The following is a 15,361-nucleotide window of genomic DNA, read 5'->3' on the forward strand; positions in this document are numbered from 1 at the left end:
ATGCCGCCGCCGACCACCAGGTTGTCGACCTTGTCGGCCAGCGACTTCAGGATGGTCAGCTTGGTCGAGACCTTGGAGCCGGCCACGATGGCCACCAGCGGGCGCGCCGGCTGGCCCAGCGCCTTGCCCAGCGCGTCGATCTCGGCGGCCAGCAGCGGGCCGGCGCAGGCGATCGGGGCGTACTTCGCGATGCCATGCGTGGTGGCTTCGGCACGGTGGGCGGTGCCGAAGGCATCGTTGACGTAGACATCGCACAGCTTGGCCATCTTCTGGGCCAGTTCGTCGCTGTTCTTCTTTTCACCCTTGTTCACGCGGCAGTTTTCCAGCAGCACCACCTGGCCCGGCGCCACCTCGACGCCGTCGACCCAGTTCTGCACCAGCTTGACCGGCTTGCCCAGCAGCTCGGACAGGCGCGTGGCGATCGGCGCCAGCGAGTCCTCTGGCTTGAACTCGCCCTCGGTCGGGCGGCCCAGGTGGGAGGTGACCATCACCGCGGCGCCGCCAGCCAGGCAGGCCTCGATGGCCGGCACCGAGGCACGGATGCGGGTGTCCTCGGTGATATTGCCGGCGTCGTCCTGCGGCACGTTCAGGTCGGCGCGGATAAACACCCGCTTGCCGGAGATTTTGCCTTGGGAAATCAGGTCGGAAAGACGCAGGACAGAGGTCATGGCGATGGATAGCGCGAGATTTCGCTGAAATTCGGGGAAACGGGCATTTTACCTGATCGTGGTCAACGCTTTGCCGATTCCGGACCGTTACCAACCTTGAATATGTCCCTTGCAGCACATTCAGGGCAAGCTCACAGGGTGCTGGTGACATATCTCCCCACGAAAGAAGGGTCAGCTTCACGCCCCTCTTGACCCCCGAGTGCGGTAATGTATGCAACGTCTGCTACAACAGACACGCAAAAAGCGCCAGAGCCGATCTTGAAACGGCCATGACAACAGGCGGCCAAAATAACAAGCAGCCAAAAAGAATGCAGCCGATGTGCGATCAGACGCACCGCCGGCGCCGCGCATTTCCTTGTCGCGAATGCAGGGGTGAGTCAGATGAAAGAAGCCGACATGCACGGAGCGATCCGTGGCTTGTACGAGGGCATTCTCGATCCCGGTGCCTGGCAGCAGAGCCTGCGCACCCTGACGGAACTGGCGGGCACGGCACACGCCTCGATGATGGTCTGGGACACCGTCCGCGACCAGGTCACCGTCAATGAGATCGTCAATCCGGTGGTGGAACTGTTTTCCGAGTACGAATCGGACTTCCAGGCCATCGATCCGGCCAAGCAGTTCGCGCCACGCCTGCGGCCGGGCGACTGGTATATCGACGCGCGCGAACTGGGCGAAGGCACCATGGCCCGCCATCCGTTCTACCGCGACTTTTTCCACCGCTACGACCTGCGCTCCTACGTGGCCTGCCTGGTGGCGCGCCAGCCCCACTACGAAGTCTATTTCTCGATGCAGCGCGCGCGCACGCAGCCGCTGTTCTCGCCCGACGATGCCCGCGGCATGGACTGGATCATCCCGCATATGCGCAGCGCCATGGCCATGCGCGACCGCACGCTGGGGCTGACGGTGCTGGCGCGGCTGTCGACGCAGCTGGTGGAGCGGCTCAACTTTGCGCTGCTGGTATTTTCGCCGCAGCGCCAGGTGCTGCTGAGCAACCGCGCCGGCGAGCGCTGGGCGCGGCGCCTGGACCCGGCCGGCAAGGTGTCGGACTGGACCCTGTCGCGCCCGTTCGCCGACATGGTGCAGGCCGCCTGCGACCCGCGGCGCGCGGTCGGCGCGCAGGCCGCCCGTGCCACCGACGGCAGCGGCGCCGGTGCGCAGGTGATCGTGCTGCCGCTGCCGCCCTCGCACGCCTTTGCCGCGCAATGGCAGGAACCGGCGGCGCTGGTAATCGTGCATGAGCAGGACAGCGCGCCGCTGTTGCTGGCGCCGGTGCTGCGCGACCTGTACGGACTGACCCCGGCGGAGACCCGGCTGACCACCCAGCTGGCCACCGGCCAGGGCCTGCCCGAAGCCAGCCAGCAGCTGAACATCCGCCACGAAACCGCGCGCACGCAGCTCAAGGCCGTGTTCCACAAGACCGGCTGCAACAGCCAGGCCCAGCTGACGCATCTGCTCTCGCGCCTCGGCGCGGCGCTGGACGGAGCCTGAACATCACCGCGCCCGGCATCGGGCCGGCGCCGCGCCTGCGGCCCGCCCTTTTGCCCCGCGAAGAAAGTGCTAAAAGTACAAGAAACAAAAAGAAGGGAAGCCATGAGCGACACACAGATGCACGAGACCATTCGCGCGCTATACGAGGGGATCTTCGATGCCGACGCCTGGCAGCGCAGCCTGGGCGCGCTGTGCCAGGCCAGCGGCAGCACGCATGCCCATCTGCTGGTGCTCGACACGGTCCACGAGCGCGTGCTGGTGAACCAGGAGGTCAACCCCATGCCGGAGGCGGTGGCCGCCTACAGCGAGCAGTACGTAGCCATCGACCCGGCCCTGCCGTTCGCCAGGCGCATGTCGGTGGGCAACTGGTATATCGATTCACGCGAGCTGGGCGTACCGGCGATGCGCAAGTCGCCCTTCTACGGCGAGTTCCTGCGGCAATTCGAGCAGTCGTCGGTAATGGCCTGCCTGATCGAGCGCCAGCCGCACTACGACGTGTTCCTGTCGCTGCAGCGCCCGCAGGGCCACGACCACTATTCGCCCGAAGACGCGCGCGCGCTCGACTGGGCCATCCCGCACGTGCGCCATGCGATGGCGCTGCGCGACCGCACCCACCAGGTGTCGGCACTGGCGCATGCGTCGGCGCAGCTGATGGAGCGGCTGCCGTTCGGCGTGATCGTGTTCCGCGATGATGGCAAGCCGCTGCTGGCCAACAGCATCGGCGAGGCCTGGGTGCGCCGGCTGCTGCCGGCGGTGTCGATCGAATCCAGCGCCGTGGCGCCGCCTGCCGCAGCCGTGCGCGACGAAGCCGACTGGCAGCTGTCGCGCCCGTTTGCCGAAGCGCTGCGGGCGGCATGCAACCCCGCCAACCCGCAGCCGGCGCAGGCGCTGCGCGCGGCCGACAGCGCCGGCCGCCAGGCCCAGGTCGTCCTGCTGCCGCTGCCGCCCGCGCACCATCTGGCGATGGACTGGCAGCGCCCTAGCGTGCTGGTGGCAATTCACGAGCCCGGCACCGCGCCGATGACGCTGCCGGCCGTTCTGCGCGATCTCTACGGCCTCACGCCGGCCGAGACCCGGCTGGCATTGCAGCTGTCATCGGGCATCGGCCTGCCCGAGGCGTGCGAGCTGATCGGCATCCGGCGCGAGACCGGGCGCACGCAGTTGAAGGCTATTTTTACCAAGACGGCTACGGGGACGCAGGCGCAGTTGGCGCATTTGTTGACTAGGTTGGGGGTGAGAGCTTAGGGGCGGGGGCTTGGGGCGCTTGCCGCTCCTGCTGGTTGCAGGCCGCCTCTGCTCTGCGATATGCGATTGCTCGTGGACCGCATAGCGAACCATCCCCCAACCACCTTCAATGAACCTCAATCCACCGAAGCCCCCACAGTCCTAACCACCCCCGCCCACTTCTGACGATCCCCCTTCACCGTAGCCCTGAACTGATCCACAGTCTCAACCCGCGGCGTGTTGCCGGCATCGACCAGCTTCTGCCGGATCGCCGGCGTTTCCAGCGCCACCTTCACCGCGTCATTGATCTTGTGCGCGATCTTCGGATCCAGCCCCTTCGGCCCGAAGAAGCCGAACCAGATAGTGCTGTTGAAGCCGGGCAAGCCGCTCTCGGCAATGGTCGGCACGTCGGGAATCACTTGCACGCGCTGCCTGGTGGTCACGCCCAGCAGGCGTACCTTGCCGGCGCGGTACTGCGGCAGCACGCTCTGCACCTGGTTGAAGATGCAGCAGACCTCGCCCTTCACCACCGCCTGCAGCGCGTCGGGGCCGCCCTTGTAGGGCACGTGGACCATGTCCAGGCCGGCGCGCGCGTTGAACTCGGCAAAGGCCAGGTGCGTGCCGGTGCCGTTGCCGGTGGACGCGAAGTTGTACTTGCCCGGGTTGGCCTTGACCTTCTCGATGAATTCCCTGACCGACTTCACATCCAGCACAGCCGGGTTGACGGTCAGCACGTTGGAGACCTCGACCAGCGGCGCTATCGGGGTGAAATCAGCCTCGGCGTCGAACGGCAGGTTCTTGTACAGCGCCGGGTTGATGCCGTGCGTGGCGGCGGTTCCCAGCAGCAGCGTGTAGCCATCCGGCCTGGCATGCGCCACCACTTCGGAGGCGACGTTGCCGCCGGCGCCCGGCCGGTAGTCGTAGATGATGGTGGTCTTCAGCGACTTCTGCAGCGATTCCTGCAGCGTGCGGCCGACGATGTCGACGCCGGAGCCCGCGGTGAAGCCCATCAGGATGGTCACCGGCTGCGCCGGCCAGTCACCTTGCGCATGGGCAGGCATGCCGACCGTGCTGACGGCAGCGGCGGCGCACAGCGCGGCCAGGCGGGCGGCGCAACGGAAGGACAAGCGCGGAAGCAGGCGGGACGAGTCAGGCATGGGGGCACCGTCGGTAAAATTCAGCAAGGGAAGGCCCGGCGCGGGGGCGGGTCGGTATGGTGGCCGGGGTCTGAGCCCCGGGCCAGCGCAACAAGATAACAAGGTTCCTGCCAAAACCAAACGACCGTGTTCGCCTGAAGGTATTCCATCGGGGCATAACTATGCCTCCCCGGCATCGCCTCAGCGCCGCAGCAACCCCACCAGCTCGTCCACGTCCGGCAGCGGCGCGCCGGTTCCCGCGGTACTGTCGTCGTCGGCCTCCAGCAGCCCGTCGGCCAGCGCGCGCTTGTCGCGGTGCAGGTCGACGATGCGCTCCTCGATGGTGCCCGCATTGATCAGCCGGTACACCGTCACGGGGCGCTGCTGGCCGATGCGGTGCGCGCGGCCCATGGCCTGGTCTTCGGCGGCGGGGTTCCACCAGGGATCGGCAATGATCACGTAGTCGGCCGCGGTCAGGTTCAGGCCGAAGCCGCCGGCCTTCAGGCTGATCAGGAAGACATCGCCCTCGCCGGCCTGGAAGGCGGCCACGCGGCGGGTGCGCTCGGCCGCGGGGGTGGCGCCGTCCAGGTACTGCAGCGCCAGCCCGGCGCGCTCCAGCCCCTGGCGCAGCAGCTGCAGGAAATCGACAAACTGGCTGAACACCAGGGTCTTGTGGCCGCTCGCGGCAAGCTCGCTGGCCAGTTCGACAAAGGCGCGCACCTTGGCGCCTTCGGACAGCTGGCCGCTGAGTTCCGGCGTGACCAGGCGCGGATCGCACGCGGCGCGCCGCAGTCGCATCAGCTGCGCCAGCACGTGGATGCGCGCCTGCGCCTGGTGCTGGGCCTGCGCCAGGGCGCGCGCACGGGCCCCGGCAGGCGCGCCTTTGGTGGCCTTGCGTGCCGCTTCCACGCGCGCCAGCGCGGCCTCGGCCTCGGTCTGGGCCTGGCGGCGCAGGGCCTCGTAGTGTGCGGCTTCTACCGGCTCGGGCTCGACGCGGATCACCAGCTCTGTGCGCGGCGGCAGTTCGTCCAGTACCTGCGCCTTGGTCCGGCGCAGCACGAACGGCGCGATCATGCGGCGCAGCCGCTGGCGCGCCTCGCGCACGCCGCCACGCTCGATCGGGTTGGCAAAGTGTTCGTTGAAGCGGGCCAGCGAGCCCAGCAAGCCCGGATTGCAGAACCGCATCACCGACCACAGCTCGGCCAGCCGGTTCTCCACCGGCGTGCCGGTCAGCGCCAAGCGGAAACCCGACGGCAGCGCGAACATCGCCTGCGCCCGCCGCGTGACCGCGTTCTTGAAGGCCTGCGCCTCGTCCGCGACCACGGTATGCCATTCGCGCGCGCAGAACGCCTTGCTGGCCTGCTGCAGCAGCGTGTAGGAGACGATCACCAGGTCATGCGGTCCGGCCTGCGCGAGCAGCGTCTCGCGATCGCCCTCGGCATAGACATGGACGTTGAGCGTGGGCGCAAAGCGCCGCGCCTCGGCCGCCCAGTTGCCGCAGACCGAGGTCGGCGCGATCACCAGCGCGGCGCCGCCACCGGCGCGCGCCACCAGCACCGCCAGCGCCTGCAGGGTCTTGCCCAGGCCCATGTCGTCGGCCAGGCAGGCGCCCAGATCCGAGGCTGCCAGCGTCATGGCCCAGCGGTAGCCGGCCTCCTGGTAGGGCCGCAGCTCAGCCGCCAGCGTGGCAGGCAGCGCGATGTCCGCCTCGCGCGCGGCGCGCAGCCGGGCGATGCGCTGGCGGAAATGCGCGTCAGGATCGACACCCGCGCCGGCCAGCACGTCGTCCAGCCACGGCGTGGCCATCTGCGGTACGCGAATGCCGCCGGGCACATGCTCACCGACGCCGGCCAGGTCGCGCAGCCGGCCGCGCAGCGTGCGCGTCAGCGCCACGTAGACGCCCTGCCCCATCGGCACGAAGCGCCCGGCGTGGCTGCCGGTCCAGTCCATCAGCTTGCCCAGTTCCAGCACCAGCCCCTCGGCCACGCGCAGCTCGCCGGCCAGCCGGTACCACGCGCCGCGGCTCTCGATCTGCACGCCCAGCTGCGGCAGGTCGGCCGGCAGCACCCGCAGTTCCTTGCCGCGCGGCCATTCCACGGCCTGCACCGCGGGCAGGCCGGGCAGCGCCTCGACCACGGCGAGCGCGTCCTCCGTATCGTCCAGCGTCCAGGTGTATTCGCCGCCCGGCGGCGACAGCGCCACCAGCTGCGGCAATGCCGCGAAGACCTCGGCCACGCTGGCCAGCTCGGCATCCAGGTCGCGTTGCGTGGCCAGCGTCTCGCCGCGCACCGCGGCCATCAGGCGCTCGCGCCCGGCGCCGGGCGCCAGGCGCGGCCCGAGTGGTCCCAGCGGCGTCACCACCAGCCGCAGCGAAATACCGCGCACCGCCAGCCCGCCCAACGGGGCCACCTCGGCGCGCAGGCGCGCTTCAGCCTCTACCGCACGCGATCCGCCCGCCTGGTCGGCCTGGACCTGGAACTGGCCGGCCAGCGCGCGCAAGGTCTGGTCGAGCTGGGCGTGGCCGTCCTCCGGGATTGCCAGGCCATCGCCGATCAGCCGGGCGGCCTCGAACTGCGCCGGCGTAAAGCGGATCAGCCGCAGCCGGTGCGGGCCGTCGCGCACCACCGTGAGCTGGCGCAGCGCCTCGGCCTCCTGGCGCGCGGCGGCGGGCAGCAAGGCTTCCATCGCCGGCGCCTCGCGCACCGGCGGGAACATGCGTAGCACGTAGCGGCCGGCGCTGTGCACCGCTTCCAGCGCAGGCGCGTCCTCCACCACCTCCAGCGTCTGCGACGGCGCGTGCGCCAGCACCACGCCCGGATGCCCCACCAGCGCCATCGCCGCGGCGGCGCGGTCGAGCACGTAGCGCCGGTTGTGCGACTGGTCGCGGCGGATGGCCCGGGCCACGCGGGCGTCCCAGGGCTCCAGCCGGTCGTCCTCGGCCACGCGCGCCAGCGGCACCGGCCTGGGCTTGCCCCAGCCGCGTGCGCCACGCGCCTGCTCGAGCGGCTCGATCATGCCGGGCGCGCCGTCGGCATCCAGCGTCAGCGCCCACAGCAGGCGCCTGCCGCCAGCTGCCCCGGCGGCAGGCTCGGTGCCGGCGAGCGCACGCAGTGCGTCCAGTGCCTGCTGCCAGCCGGGACCGGCCGCGGCGCCATCGTGGCCGGGGACCGGCTCGGGCAGGGATTCAGGGCCGGGATGTGGAGTCAAAGGCACGACAAGTCGAGAGCAGGAAAGCCGGCGGCAATGGCGGGAACAGCAAAAAATGACGTCCACCATGCGGCAAACGCCCGGAAAATGGGATTCTAGACCGCCGCGGCGCCGTCATCGCGTTGTGACCCATGCCCCCGCGGCTTACAATGTTGTTTTTGCTACTTTGCTAGCGCTGGGGGAACCGATCCGCGAACTGGACGACCGCGTCATCGGCGAAGGCCGCCGCGGCCCGGTGACCAGGCAGATCCAGGACACGTTCTTTGCCGCCGTGGGCGGCATCAACGAAAAGTACAAGAAGTGGCTGACGCTGGTCTGAGCACCGGCTGCCAGCCCCTTTTGCGTGCGCCCGGTACTGCCGGGCGCGGCACACCCGCTGTTTTCATCGAACAATAAGCATCATTCCCTGCAACAAGCATCATTCCCTGCAACACCATGACCCAAACGGCCACCATCATCGAAATCGGCGCTGAAGACATTCCGCTGCACTGCCCGACCGCCAACACCCCGGCATGGAACTACCATCCGCGCGTGTTCCTCGACGTGGCAGACACCGGCGAAGCCAAGTGCCCCTACTGCGGCACCGTCTACAAGCTCAAGCCGGGCACCGTGCTGAAGGGCCACCACTGACCCGAGCCGCCCGCATTCGCACGATCCTGACGCTCCGGGCCGCTTGCAGGCGCCCCGGAGCGTCGGCGTTCCCGGCGTCCGCGCCGGCGTGCCGGCTCCAAGCGCCCCGCCCATGAAGAAAGCCCTCGTCATCGCCCCCAACTGGATCGGCGACGCCCTGATGGCGCAGCCGCTCTTTGCGCTGCTCAAGGCGCGCCATCCGCGCCTGGTCATCGACGCACTCGCGCCCAAGTGGGTCGCGCCCGTGCTCGCGCGCATGCCGGAAATCAGCCGCGTGTTCCCGTCCGACCTCGCGCACGGCAAGCTGCAGCTGTCGGCACGGCTGATGTTCGCGCAACAGCTCAAGAACGAAGGCTACGATCTTGCCTACGTGCTGCCGAACTCGCTCAAGTCGGCACTGGTCCCCTGGCTGGCCGGCATTCCGCTGCGCATCGGCTACCGCGGCGAAGCCCGCTTCGGCCTGCTCAACGTGCGCCACGCCAACCCGCCGCGCGACAAGCGCCCGCCGATGGTGGAGCACTACGCCCGCCTGGCGCTCAAGCCCGGCGCGCGCCTGCCCCAAGACCTGACCGAGCCGCGCCTGCGCGTCGACCCGACGCGCATGGCGGCCACCGCCGAGCGCTTTGGCATCGCCCCGCACACGCGCGTGATCGCGTTCTGCCCGGGTGCCGAGTTCGGCCCGGCCAAGCGCTGGCCGGCCGGGCATTTCGCCAGGCTCGCGCAGATGCTGCGGCGTTCCTACCCGTACGCGCAGATGATCACGCTGGGCTCGGCCAAGGACGCCGAGATCGCCGCCGAGATCGTCAGCGAGGCCCCGTTCGTGCGCAATCTGTGCGGCCAGACCTCGCTGGATGACGCCGTGGACCTGCTGGCGCTGTCCGAAGCCGCGGTCTGCAACGACTCCGGCCTGATGCACGTCACTGCGGCGCTGAACCGGCCCCAGGTGGCGGTGTTCGGCTCGAGCGACCCGCGCCACACGCCGCCGTTGTCACAGGCAGCGAGTATCATGTGGCTGCAGCTGGAGTGCAGTCCCTGCTTCAAGCGCGAGTGCCCGCTGGGCCACCTGCGCTGCCTGAAAGAGATCGAACCTGAAATGGTGTTCGTCGAGCTGCGCAAGCTGCTGCACCGGCCCTGACTTCACTGCCCTCGCCACTTCTACTGCCACCATGCCTCGCTTTGCCCGCCTGTTCGATTCCGCCGAAGACATCGTCGAAGCCTTTCGCGAAGCACTGAAGCTGCGCGACGCCGACGGCGCGCTGCGCCTGTGGCTGGACGAAGACTCGATCACCTGCGTGCTGCCCGACGGCCAGCGCCTGATCGGCCACGAACAGCTGCGCCAGGCCTTCCTGCAGCTGCTGGAAGAACAGCCGGTGCTGGTCGATGCGATCGAGACCAGCAGCCATGCGTCGATGGCCGTGTCGATCTTCGACGTGACCGAGGCGCTGCGCTTCGGCGGCGACCGCGTCGAGGCCGACCTGTACGTGCACACCACCTATGTGCTGATGCAGAACCACGAAGGCTGGCGCCTGGCGCATATCCACTGCAGCCCGGCCAACGCGGTGCAGGTTGCCGCCGTGGCCGCCGCGCCGGGGCAGGCGCTGCATTAAGAACCCGTCTGGTTCTAAACCCGCACGGCCGCGCCGCGGCCTGCTGCAACACCACGCCGGCATGACGCAGCTTCCGCACCACCGCCTTCCCCAGGCCGTCCACGGCGCCCAGGCTGATCCCGCCACGGCACCCGGCCATGGCTACGGCGAAGGCGTGCCGATGCCATGGTGGCTGCGCGGCGGCCATGCCCAGACCATCATCCCCGCGCGCTTCACGCGCCGCCCGCCGCGCGTGAGCTTGCGCCGCGAGCGCTGGGACACCCCCGACCAGGACTTCATCGACCTCGACTGGACCACTCACCCGGTGCGCCCGGACACGCCGCTGGTGGTGATGTTCCACGGACTGGAGGGCGATTCCGGCAGCCATTACGCGCAGGCGCTGATGCAGGCGCTGTCCCTGCGCGGCTGGCAGGGCGTGATCCCGCATTTCCGCGGCTGCTCGGGCGAGCTCAACCTGGCGCCGCGCTTCTACCACTCGGGCGATTCGGCCGAGATCCGTTGGGTGCTGGAACGCATGCGCCAGCGCCACTGCGCCAACGGGCGCAAGCTGCTGGTGGTGGGGATCTCGCTGGGCGGTAACGCGCTGCTGCGCTTCCTGGGCGAAGACGGCACCAGCGCCGGCCACGTGCATGCGGCCGCGGCGATCTCTGCGCCGCTGGACCTGGCTGCCGGTGGCGCGGCGCTGTCGGCCGGCTTCAACCTGGTCTACACGCGCATGTTCCTGCAGACGCTCAAGCGCAAGTCGCTGGCCAAGCTGGGGCAGTTCCCGGGCCTGTTCGACCGCGACACGATGCTTGCCAGCCGCGACCTGTACGCCTTCGACAACGTCGTCACCGCGCCGCTGCACGGCTTTATCGATACCGACGACTACTGGCGCCGCGCCTCCAGCAAACCCGTGCTGCGCGACATCGCCGTGCCCACGCTGGTGCTCAATGCGCGCAACGATCCGTTCCTGCCGGCCCGGCACCTGCCCGGCCCGGCCGAAGCCAGCCCCCAGGTATGGCTGGAACAGCCCGAGCACGGCGGCCATGTCGGCTTCATGACCCCGCCCGAGGGCTGGCGCCGGCACCTGCCGCTGCTGCCCGACGGGCGCTTCAGCGGCGATATTGAATGGCTGCCGGCACGGATCCTGAGATTTTTTGACAGCATGATGTAAGGCGGGCGCAGTCCCCCCAACGGTCCGCCGAGGAGACAGACATGGACGAGATCGTCAGGCAAGCCATGGCACGCTGGCCCAACGTGCCCAATGCCTACGGCTGGCTGGCACTGGACCGTCGCGGCCAGTGGCGCCTGCGCAATGAATACGCCCAGCAGCACGGGCTGTCTGGCGACCCGATCCGCCATGAAGCGCTGATCGGCTTTATCGAACGCAACTACCTGTGCGACGAGCGCGGCGCCTGGTACTTCCAGAACGGTCCGCAGCGGGTGTTCGTATCGCTGGGCTATGCGCCGTGGGTCGTGCGGCTGCATGAGGGCGCGTTGCGCACGACCACGCAGCAGGCCTTCACGCTGCAAGCCTGCTACGCCGACGAACACGGCAACGTGGTGCTGGCCGGCGCAGTCGAGGGCATGGCGCAAGGCAGCCCGCCGGCACAGCAGGCCGCCCTGCTGCACGACCACGACCTGGAACTGTTCAGCGGCGCCAGCACCTGGCATGGCGAAGCCTGCGGCGCGGACTTGGGCGTGTTCCACCACGCCGGCCATGACTTCCCGATCGCCCCGATCGCCGAGAGCGAAGTGCCGAAGCACTTTGGCTTCGTGCGCCAGCCGGCGCCGCCGGCTGGCTGACGGCCTGCCTCAGTTCGGCATGCCCTTGTTGTCCTGCTTGTCCTCGCGGTACTGGCGCTCTAGCTGGTGCAGGCGCGCATCGACCTCGGACAGCGTGTAGAAGTCGCCGTCGCCAGCCTTGCGCGCGATCTGCAGCTGCTCGATCGCGGCCTGGTAGGCGCCGTCCATCGCATACTTCTCGGCCAGCGCCTGGTGCTGCTGCAAGCGCTTGCCCTGGCCCGCGTAGGCGCGCGCCAGCAGCTCCCACCAATCGCTGCGGCTGGTCTCCTGGCGCGTGCGTTCGCGCAGGAAGCGCACGGCCTCTTCATAGCGGCCTGAGCCGACCAGGGTATCGGCATAGGCAGTCGCCACCGCATGCGACAGCGGGAACGCCTTCATCGAGGCGGTGGCCTGGGAGAGCGCCTCGGGCACGCGGCCCTGAGCGCGCGCCAGCTCCACCGCCATCACATCCAGCATGGGGCTGCCCGAGGTGGCGCCGGGGATATTGCCGTAGAGCCGGCGCGCCTCGGCCAGCGCCTGCTCTGCGGCGGCGTAGCGGCCCAGGCGCTGCTCCGTGAACGCGATCCCGTAATAGACCGCCGGCAGGCGCAACGTCGAGGCCCCGGACATCTGCGCCTGCAAAGCGGTGCGCAGAGTCTGCAAGTCGCTGGGCGAGCTCTCCTGGATCGCGCGGGCCCGCATGCGGGCGAATTCATACTCCGGCGTGTTGGACACCTTGCGCGCCGCGACATGCCTGACGCGATCCTGCATGTCGGCAATCCGCTCGGAGGTCAGCGGGTGGGTCCGCACATAGGACGGCACCGAGTTTTCCGCAGTCCCCGATGCGCGCTGCAGCCGCATGAAGAAGTCCGGCATGCCCTGCGGGTCGAACCCCGCCGCGGTCAGGATCTGGAAGCCGACCCGGTCCGCCTCGCGCTCGGCCCCGCGCGAGAACGACAGCTGGTTGGCGATGGCCGCGCCCTGCCCGCCCATGGCCAGCGCCGCCGCGGCGTCCGGGCTGCGCGTGGCGGCCAGGCCCGCCAGCACCATCGAGGCCAGCGCGATCCACATCGACTGGTCCTGCGAGGTGATGCCGCGCGCGATATGCCGCTGCATCACGTGGCCGATTTCATGGCCCAGCACCGAAGCCAGTTCCGATTCCGTATCGGACTGCACCAGCAGCCCGGTATGCACGCCGATATAGCCGCCCGGCAGCGCAAACGCGTTGATGCTGCGGTCACGCACCGCGAACAGGTCAAAGCCGGTGGCAAAGGTGCCGGCACCGGTCGAACCGGAGATATTCTGGCGCCGCGCCGCCTGCACCAGCCGGTAGCCCAGTGCGTTCAGGTAATCGGACAGCAGCGGATCCGGCACGTACTGCGGGTCGCGGCGGATATCGCGCATGATGCGGTCGCCCAGGCGCTTTTCCATGTCGGGCGACAGCGACGCGGTGGACGGGTCGCCCAGGTCCGGCAGCTGCACGCCGCCGGCCTCCACCACCGCGTTGTTGGTGCGCAGGCCGAACTCAGACTTCTGGCCCGCCTTCACGCTGCGGTTCAGGTTGTCATAGACCTGGTCGCTGGCCTCGCCCGAGATGGCCGGCACCGGCTGCGCCGGCCTGGCCACGGGCGCAGACGCCACTGGCGTGGCTGGCGCCGTGGTCGTGCGCGGCGTACCCTGGGGCCAGGCCGGCGCCGCGAACGTCAGCGCCAGCAGCGCCGCCAGCGGCCGCCGCCATGGCGTCCATGCGCCGCCAGCGCGGCAATGGCCGGCGCCGGCCCGATGTGACGCAGAACCGGCAGGAACAGCGTCCGCCACGGCGCCAGGGCCGCGTGCGGCAGACCTGCGAAGCGATGGGTGTTTTGGCATGTTGCTATGATAGCGGCCTCCCGTGGCCGTTCCCATCGGATGCTTCCCAAGGACGCTGGCGGCCACCTGCACACAGTTCGCACTGAAGCGCTCGATCATGACCCAGCTCACCCATTTCGATACCGCCGGACAAGCCCACATGGTCGACGTCGGCGACAAGGCCAGCACCCACCGCGTCGCCGTGGCCACTGGCACCATCACCATGCAGCCCGCCACCTTCGCGCTGGTGCGCGACGGCAGCGCCAGGAAAGGCGACGTGATCGGCATCGCCCGCGTGGCGGCGATCATGGCCACCAAGCGCACCGCCGACCTGATCCCGCTATGCCACCCGATCGGCCTGACCAAGGTGGCGGTCGAGTTCGCGCTGGACGAGGCCACCGCCACCGTCGCATGCACCGTGCGCACCGAGACCCGTGGCCAGACCGGCGTGGAGATGGAAGCGCTGACCGGCGTGCAGGTGGCGCTGCTGACGATCTACGACATGTGCAAGGCAGTGGACCGCGGCATGGTGATCGGCAATGTGAAGCTGCTGGAAAAGCATGGGGGCAAGTCGGGGGATTGGGTGGCGGCCGGCTGACCTTCTTACGTGACGCCTGCAACACGCGCCGCGATGGGCTGTGTCATGACGTCTTATGCCAGCGTCGTTCCCCGGTAATAAAGGTAACGCCGCATTTCCAGCCGCGCCGCCGTGGTGCCAGCGCGGGACAATTTGGTATTCAATATGAATGCAGGCCGGCAATGATTGCGGCCTGCTGACCCTGTCCGTGGCGTGCCATGCGGTGCGCGCGGGGATGAGGTGGATACCATGAACGGGCGCATGCTCTGCCAGATCGCCCTGGCACTGGCGGCCACGGCCGCAAGCGGCGCCGCCCTCGCCGGGCGGGCCGATCTCCACGATGCCGCTTTACACGATAGCGACGCACGCGGCGGCTTTATCAAGACGCGTACCAGCGTCGGCGTGGGTCTCTATTTCGGGCCCGGCATGTTCTACGGCGGCTACCCGTATGGCTACCCCGCCCCGTACTACTACCCGCCCGCGGCGCCGCCGCAGTACATCGAACAGGGACCGAACGGCCCCGTGCCGGTCCCCGGCCCGGACGGAGTAGCACCGGAACCGGGCTGGTGGTACCACTGCAACCAGCCAGAAGGCTACTACCCCTATGTGCCTTCCTGCCCCGGCGGCTGGCAACGCGTACCGGCGCAACCTCCGGCCAACTCCTGATGCGGGGTGACACCATGCATACCCTGACCCGGGCCACGCTGGCCGTGGCCACCCTCGCCCTTACCACCATCCTCGGCGCCTGCGCCGTGATGCCCGCTGGCCCCAGCGTGATGGCGATGCCCGGTACCGGCAAAAGCTTCGACCAGTTCCGCGCCGACGACTACAACTGCCGGCAGTTCGCCTTGGGGCGAGTGGGCGGTGTCTCATCATCGCAGGCCGCCAACACTGCCGCCGTCGGCAGCGCGGTGGTCGGCACCGCGCTGGGCGCCGCGGCCGGTGCTGCCTTCAATGGCGGGTCGGGTGCGGCCGTGGGCGCCGGCGTCGGCCTGCTGACCGGCGCGGCAGTGGGCGCGGGCAATGCGCAGTACGCGGGTTACGGCACGCAGCAGCAATACGATGCCGCCTACGTACAGTGCATGTACGCCAGCGGAAACCGCGTGCCAGTCCCTGGACGCGTCGCCGCCGCACCGCCGCCGGCGCCGCGCTATTACTATCCGCCGCCCCCGCCGCCGGTCTACTACAGCCCGTATCCGTACTATTAAG

The 15,361-nt window shown here is 69.2% G+C and carries 14 protein-coding genes and 1 pseudogene; 11 read left to right on the forward strand and 4 right to left on the reverse strand.

Features of this window, described 5'->3' with window-relative positions; translation table 11 throughout:
* Positions 1-668, reverse strand: a 668-nt coding sequence (pgk, locus tag A3A5_RS39435; RefSeq protein WP_018313657.1) for a phosphoglycerate kinase, incomplete at its 3' end; no start/stop codon positions are given.
* A 381-nt stretch (positions 669-1,049) separates the two neighbouring features.
* Between pgk and A3A5_RS0127360 the strand changes: the two genes are divergently transcribed.
* Positions 1,050-2,156: a helix-turn-helix transcriptional regulator gene (locus A3A5_RS0127360; RefSeq protein WP_018313658.1), complete on the forward strand. Its 1,107-nt coding sequence runs from the start codon at positions 1,050-1,052 to the stop codon at positions 2,154-2,156.
* A 102-nt stretch (positions 2,157-2,258) separates the two neighbouring features.
* Positions 2,259-3,401 carry a helix-turn-helix transcriptional regulator gene (locus A3A5_RS0127365; RefSeq protein WP_026201188.1) on the forward strand — a complete coding sequence of 381 codons (1,143 nt, stop codon included), beginning with the start codon at positions 2,259-2,261 and terminating at the stop codon, positions 3,399-3,401.
* Positions 3,402-3,517: 116 nt separating this feature from the next.
* Here A3A5_RS0127365 and A3A5_RS0127370 read toward each other — a convergent pair whose 3' ends face one another.
* The gene (locus A3A5_RS0127370; RefSeq protein WP_018313660.1) at positions 3,518-4,537 is read right to left on the reverse strand and encodes a tripartite tricarboxylate transporter substrate binding protein; all 1,020 of its coding nucleotides are present in this window, start codon (positions 4,535-4,537) and stop codon (positions 3,518-3,520) included.
* Positions 4,538-4,717: 180 nt separating this feature from the next.
* Complete coding sequence (locus A3A5_RS0127375) at positions 4,718-7,729, reverse strand: DEAD/DEAH box helicase (RefSeq protein ID WP_081624005.1); 3,012 nt, start codon at positions 7,727-7,729, stop codon at positions 4,718-4,720.
* 178 nt (positions 7,730-7,907) lie between these two features.
* Between A3A5_RS0127375 and A3A5_RS43640 the strand changes: the two are divergent.
* The 6 genes and pseudogenes from A3A5_RS43640 to A3A5_RS0127405 form a co-directional block, all read left to right on the forward strand.
* A pseudogene (locus A3A5_RS43640) lies at positions 7,908-8,042 on the forward strand (branched chain amino acid aminotransferase); the annotation flags it as partial.
* Positions 8,043-8,158: 116 nt separating this feature from the next.
* Positions 8,159-8,353, forward strand: a complete 195-nt coding sequence (locus tag A3A5_RS0127385; protein ID WP_010812205.1) for a zinc-finger domain-containing protein — start codon at positions 8,159-8,161, stop codon at positions 8,351-8,353.
* 112 nt (positions 8,354-8,465) lie between these two features.
* Positions 8,466-9,488, forward strand: a complete 1,023-nt coding sequence (gene waaF / locus A3A5_RS0127390; protein WP_018313663.1) for a lipopolysaccharide heptosyltransferase II — start codon at positions 8,466-8,468, stop codon at positions 9,486-9,488.
* A gap of 31 nt (positions 9,489-9,519) precedes the next feature.
* The gene (locus A3A5_RS0127395) at positions 9,520-9,960 is read left to right on the forward strand and encodes a nuclear transport factor 2 family protein (protein WP_010812207.1); all 441 of its coding nucleotides are present in this window, start codon (positions 9,520-9,522) and stop codon (positions 9,958-9,960) included.
* Positions 9,961-10,021: 61 nt separating this feature from the next.
* Positions 10,022-11,116, forward strand: a complete 1,095-nt coding sequence (locus A3A5_RS0127400) for a YheT family hydrolase (protein ID WP_018313664.1) — start codon at positions 10,022-10,024, stop codon at positions 11,114-11,116.
* 41 nt (positions 11,117-11,157) lie between these two features.
* The gene (locus A3A5_RS0127405) at positions 11,158-11,748 is read left to right on the forward strand and encodes a DUF2946 family protein (protein WP_018313665.1); all 591 of its coding nucleotides are present in this window, start codon (positions 11,158-11,160) and stop codon (positions 11,746-11,748) included.
* Positions 11,749-11,757: 9 nt separating this feature from the next.
* Here A3A5_RS0127405 and A3A5_RS0127410 read toward each other — a convergent pair whose 3' ends face one another.
* Complete coding sequence (locus A3A5_RS0127410; RefSeq protein ID WP_026201189.1) at positions 11,758-13,596, reverse strand: M48 family metalloprotease; 1,839 nt, start codon at positions 13,594-13,596, stop codon at positions 11,758-11,760.
* A gap of 97 nt (positions 13,597-13,693) precedes the next feature.
* Here A3A5_RS0127410 and moaC point away from each other — a divergent pair, with 97 nt between their 5' ends.
* The 3 genes from moaC to A3A5_RS0127425 all read left to right on the forward strand — a co-directional run bounded on the left by moaC (position 13,694) and on the right by A3A5_RS0127425 (position 15,360).
* Positions 13,694-14,173, forward strand: a complete 480-nt coding sequence (moaC, locus tag A3A5_RS0127415; protein ID WP_026201190.1) for a cyclic pyranopterin monophosphate synthase MoaC — start codon at positions 13,694-13,696, stop codon at positions 14,171-14,173.
* A gap of 228 nt (positions 14,174-14,401) precedes the next feature.
* The gene (locus A3A5_RS0127420) at positions 14,402-14,818 is read left to right on the forward strand and encodes a hypothetical protein (protein ID WP_018313668.1); all 417 of its coding nucleotides are present in this window, start codon (positions 14,402-14,404) and stop codon (positions 14,816-14,818) included.
* Between the two features lie 14 nt (positions 14,819-14,832).
* Entirely contained in the window at positions 14,833-15,360 is a 528-nt protein-coding gene (locus A3A5_RS0127425) for a glycine zipper family protein (RefSeq protein ID WP_026201191.1), read from the forward strand.
* Position 15,361: the final 1 nt, after the last annotated feature.

The organism is Cupriavidus sp. UYPR2.512 (assembly GCF_000379565.1).
Classification (GTDB): Bacteria; Pseudomonadota; Gammaproteobacteria; order Burkholderiales; family Burkholderiaceae; genus Cupriavidus.

Bases quoted from the DNA above. Each gene is read 5' to 3' on its own strand.
- A3A5_RS0127360 (WP_018313658.1), top strand. From the start codon at position 1,050: ATGAAAGAAGCCGACATGCACGGAGCGATCCGTGGCTTGTACGAGGGC.
- A3A5_RS0127365 (WP_026201188.1), top strand. From the start codon at position 2,259: ATGAGCGACACACAGATGCACGAGACCATTCGCGCGCTATACGAGGGG.
- A3A5_RS0127370 (WP_018313660.1), bottom strand. From the start codon at position 4,537: ATGCCTGACTCGTCCCGCCTGCTTCCGCGCTTGTCCTTCCGTTGCGCC.
- A3A5_RS0127385 (WP_010812205.1), top strand. From the start codon at position 8,159: ATGACCCAAACGGCCACCATCATCGAAATCGGCGCTGAAGACATTCCG.
- waaF (WP_018313663.1), top strand. From the start codon at position 8,466: ATGAAGAAAGCCCTCGTCATCGCCCCCAACTGGATCGGCGACGCCCTG.
- A3A5_RS0127395 (WP_010812207.1), top strand. From the start codon at position 9,520: ATGCCTCGCTTTGCCCGCCTGTTCGATTCCGCCGAAGACATCGTCGAA.
- A3A5_RS0127400 (WP_018313664.1), top strand. From the start codon at position 10,022: ATGACGCAGCTTCCGCACCACCGCCTTCCCCAGGCCGTCCACGGCGCC.
- A3A5_RS0127405 (WP_018313665.1), top strand. From the start codon at position 11,158: ATGGACGAGATCGTCAGGCAAGCCATGGCACGCTGGCCCAACGTGCCC.
- A3A5_RS0127410 (WP_026201189.1), bottom strand. From the start codon at position 13,596: ATGCCAAAACACCCATCGCTTCGCAGGTCTGCCGCACGCGGCCCTGGC.
- moaC (WP_026201190.1), top strand. From the start codon at position 13,694: ATGACCCAGCTCACCCATTTCGATACCGCCGGACAAGCCCACATGGTC.
- A3A5_RS0127420 (WP_018313668.1), top strand. From the start codon at position 14,402: ATGAACGGGCGCATGCTCTGCCAGATCGCCCTGGCACTGGCGGCCACG.
- A3A5_RS0127425 (WP_026201191.1), top strand. From the start codon at position 14,833: ATGCATACCCTGACCCGGGCCACGCTGGCCGTGGCCACCCTCGCCCTT.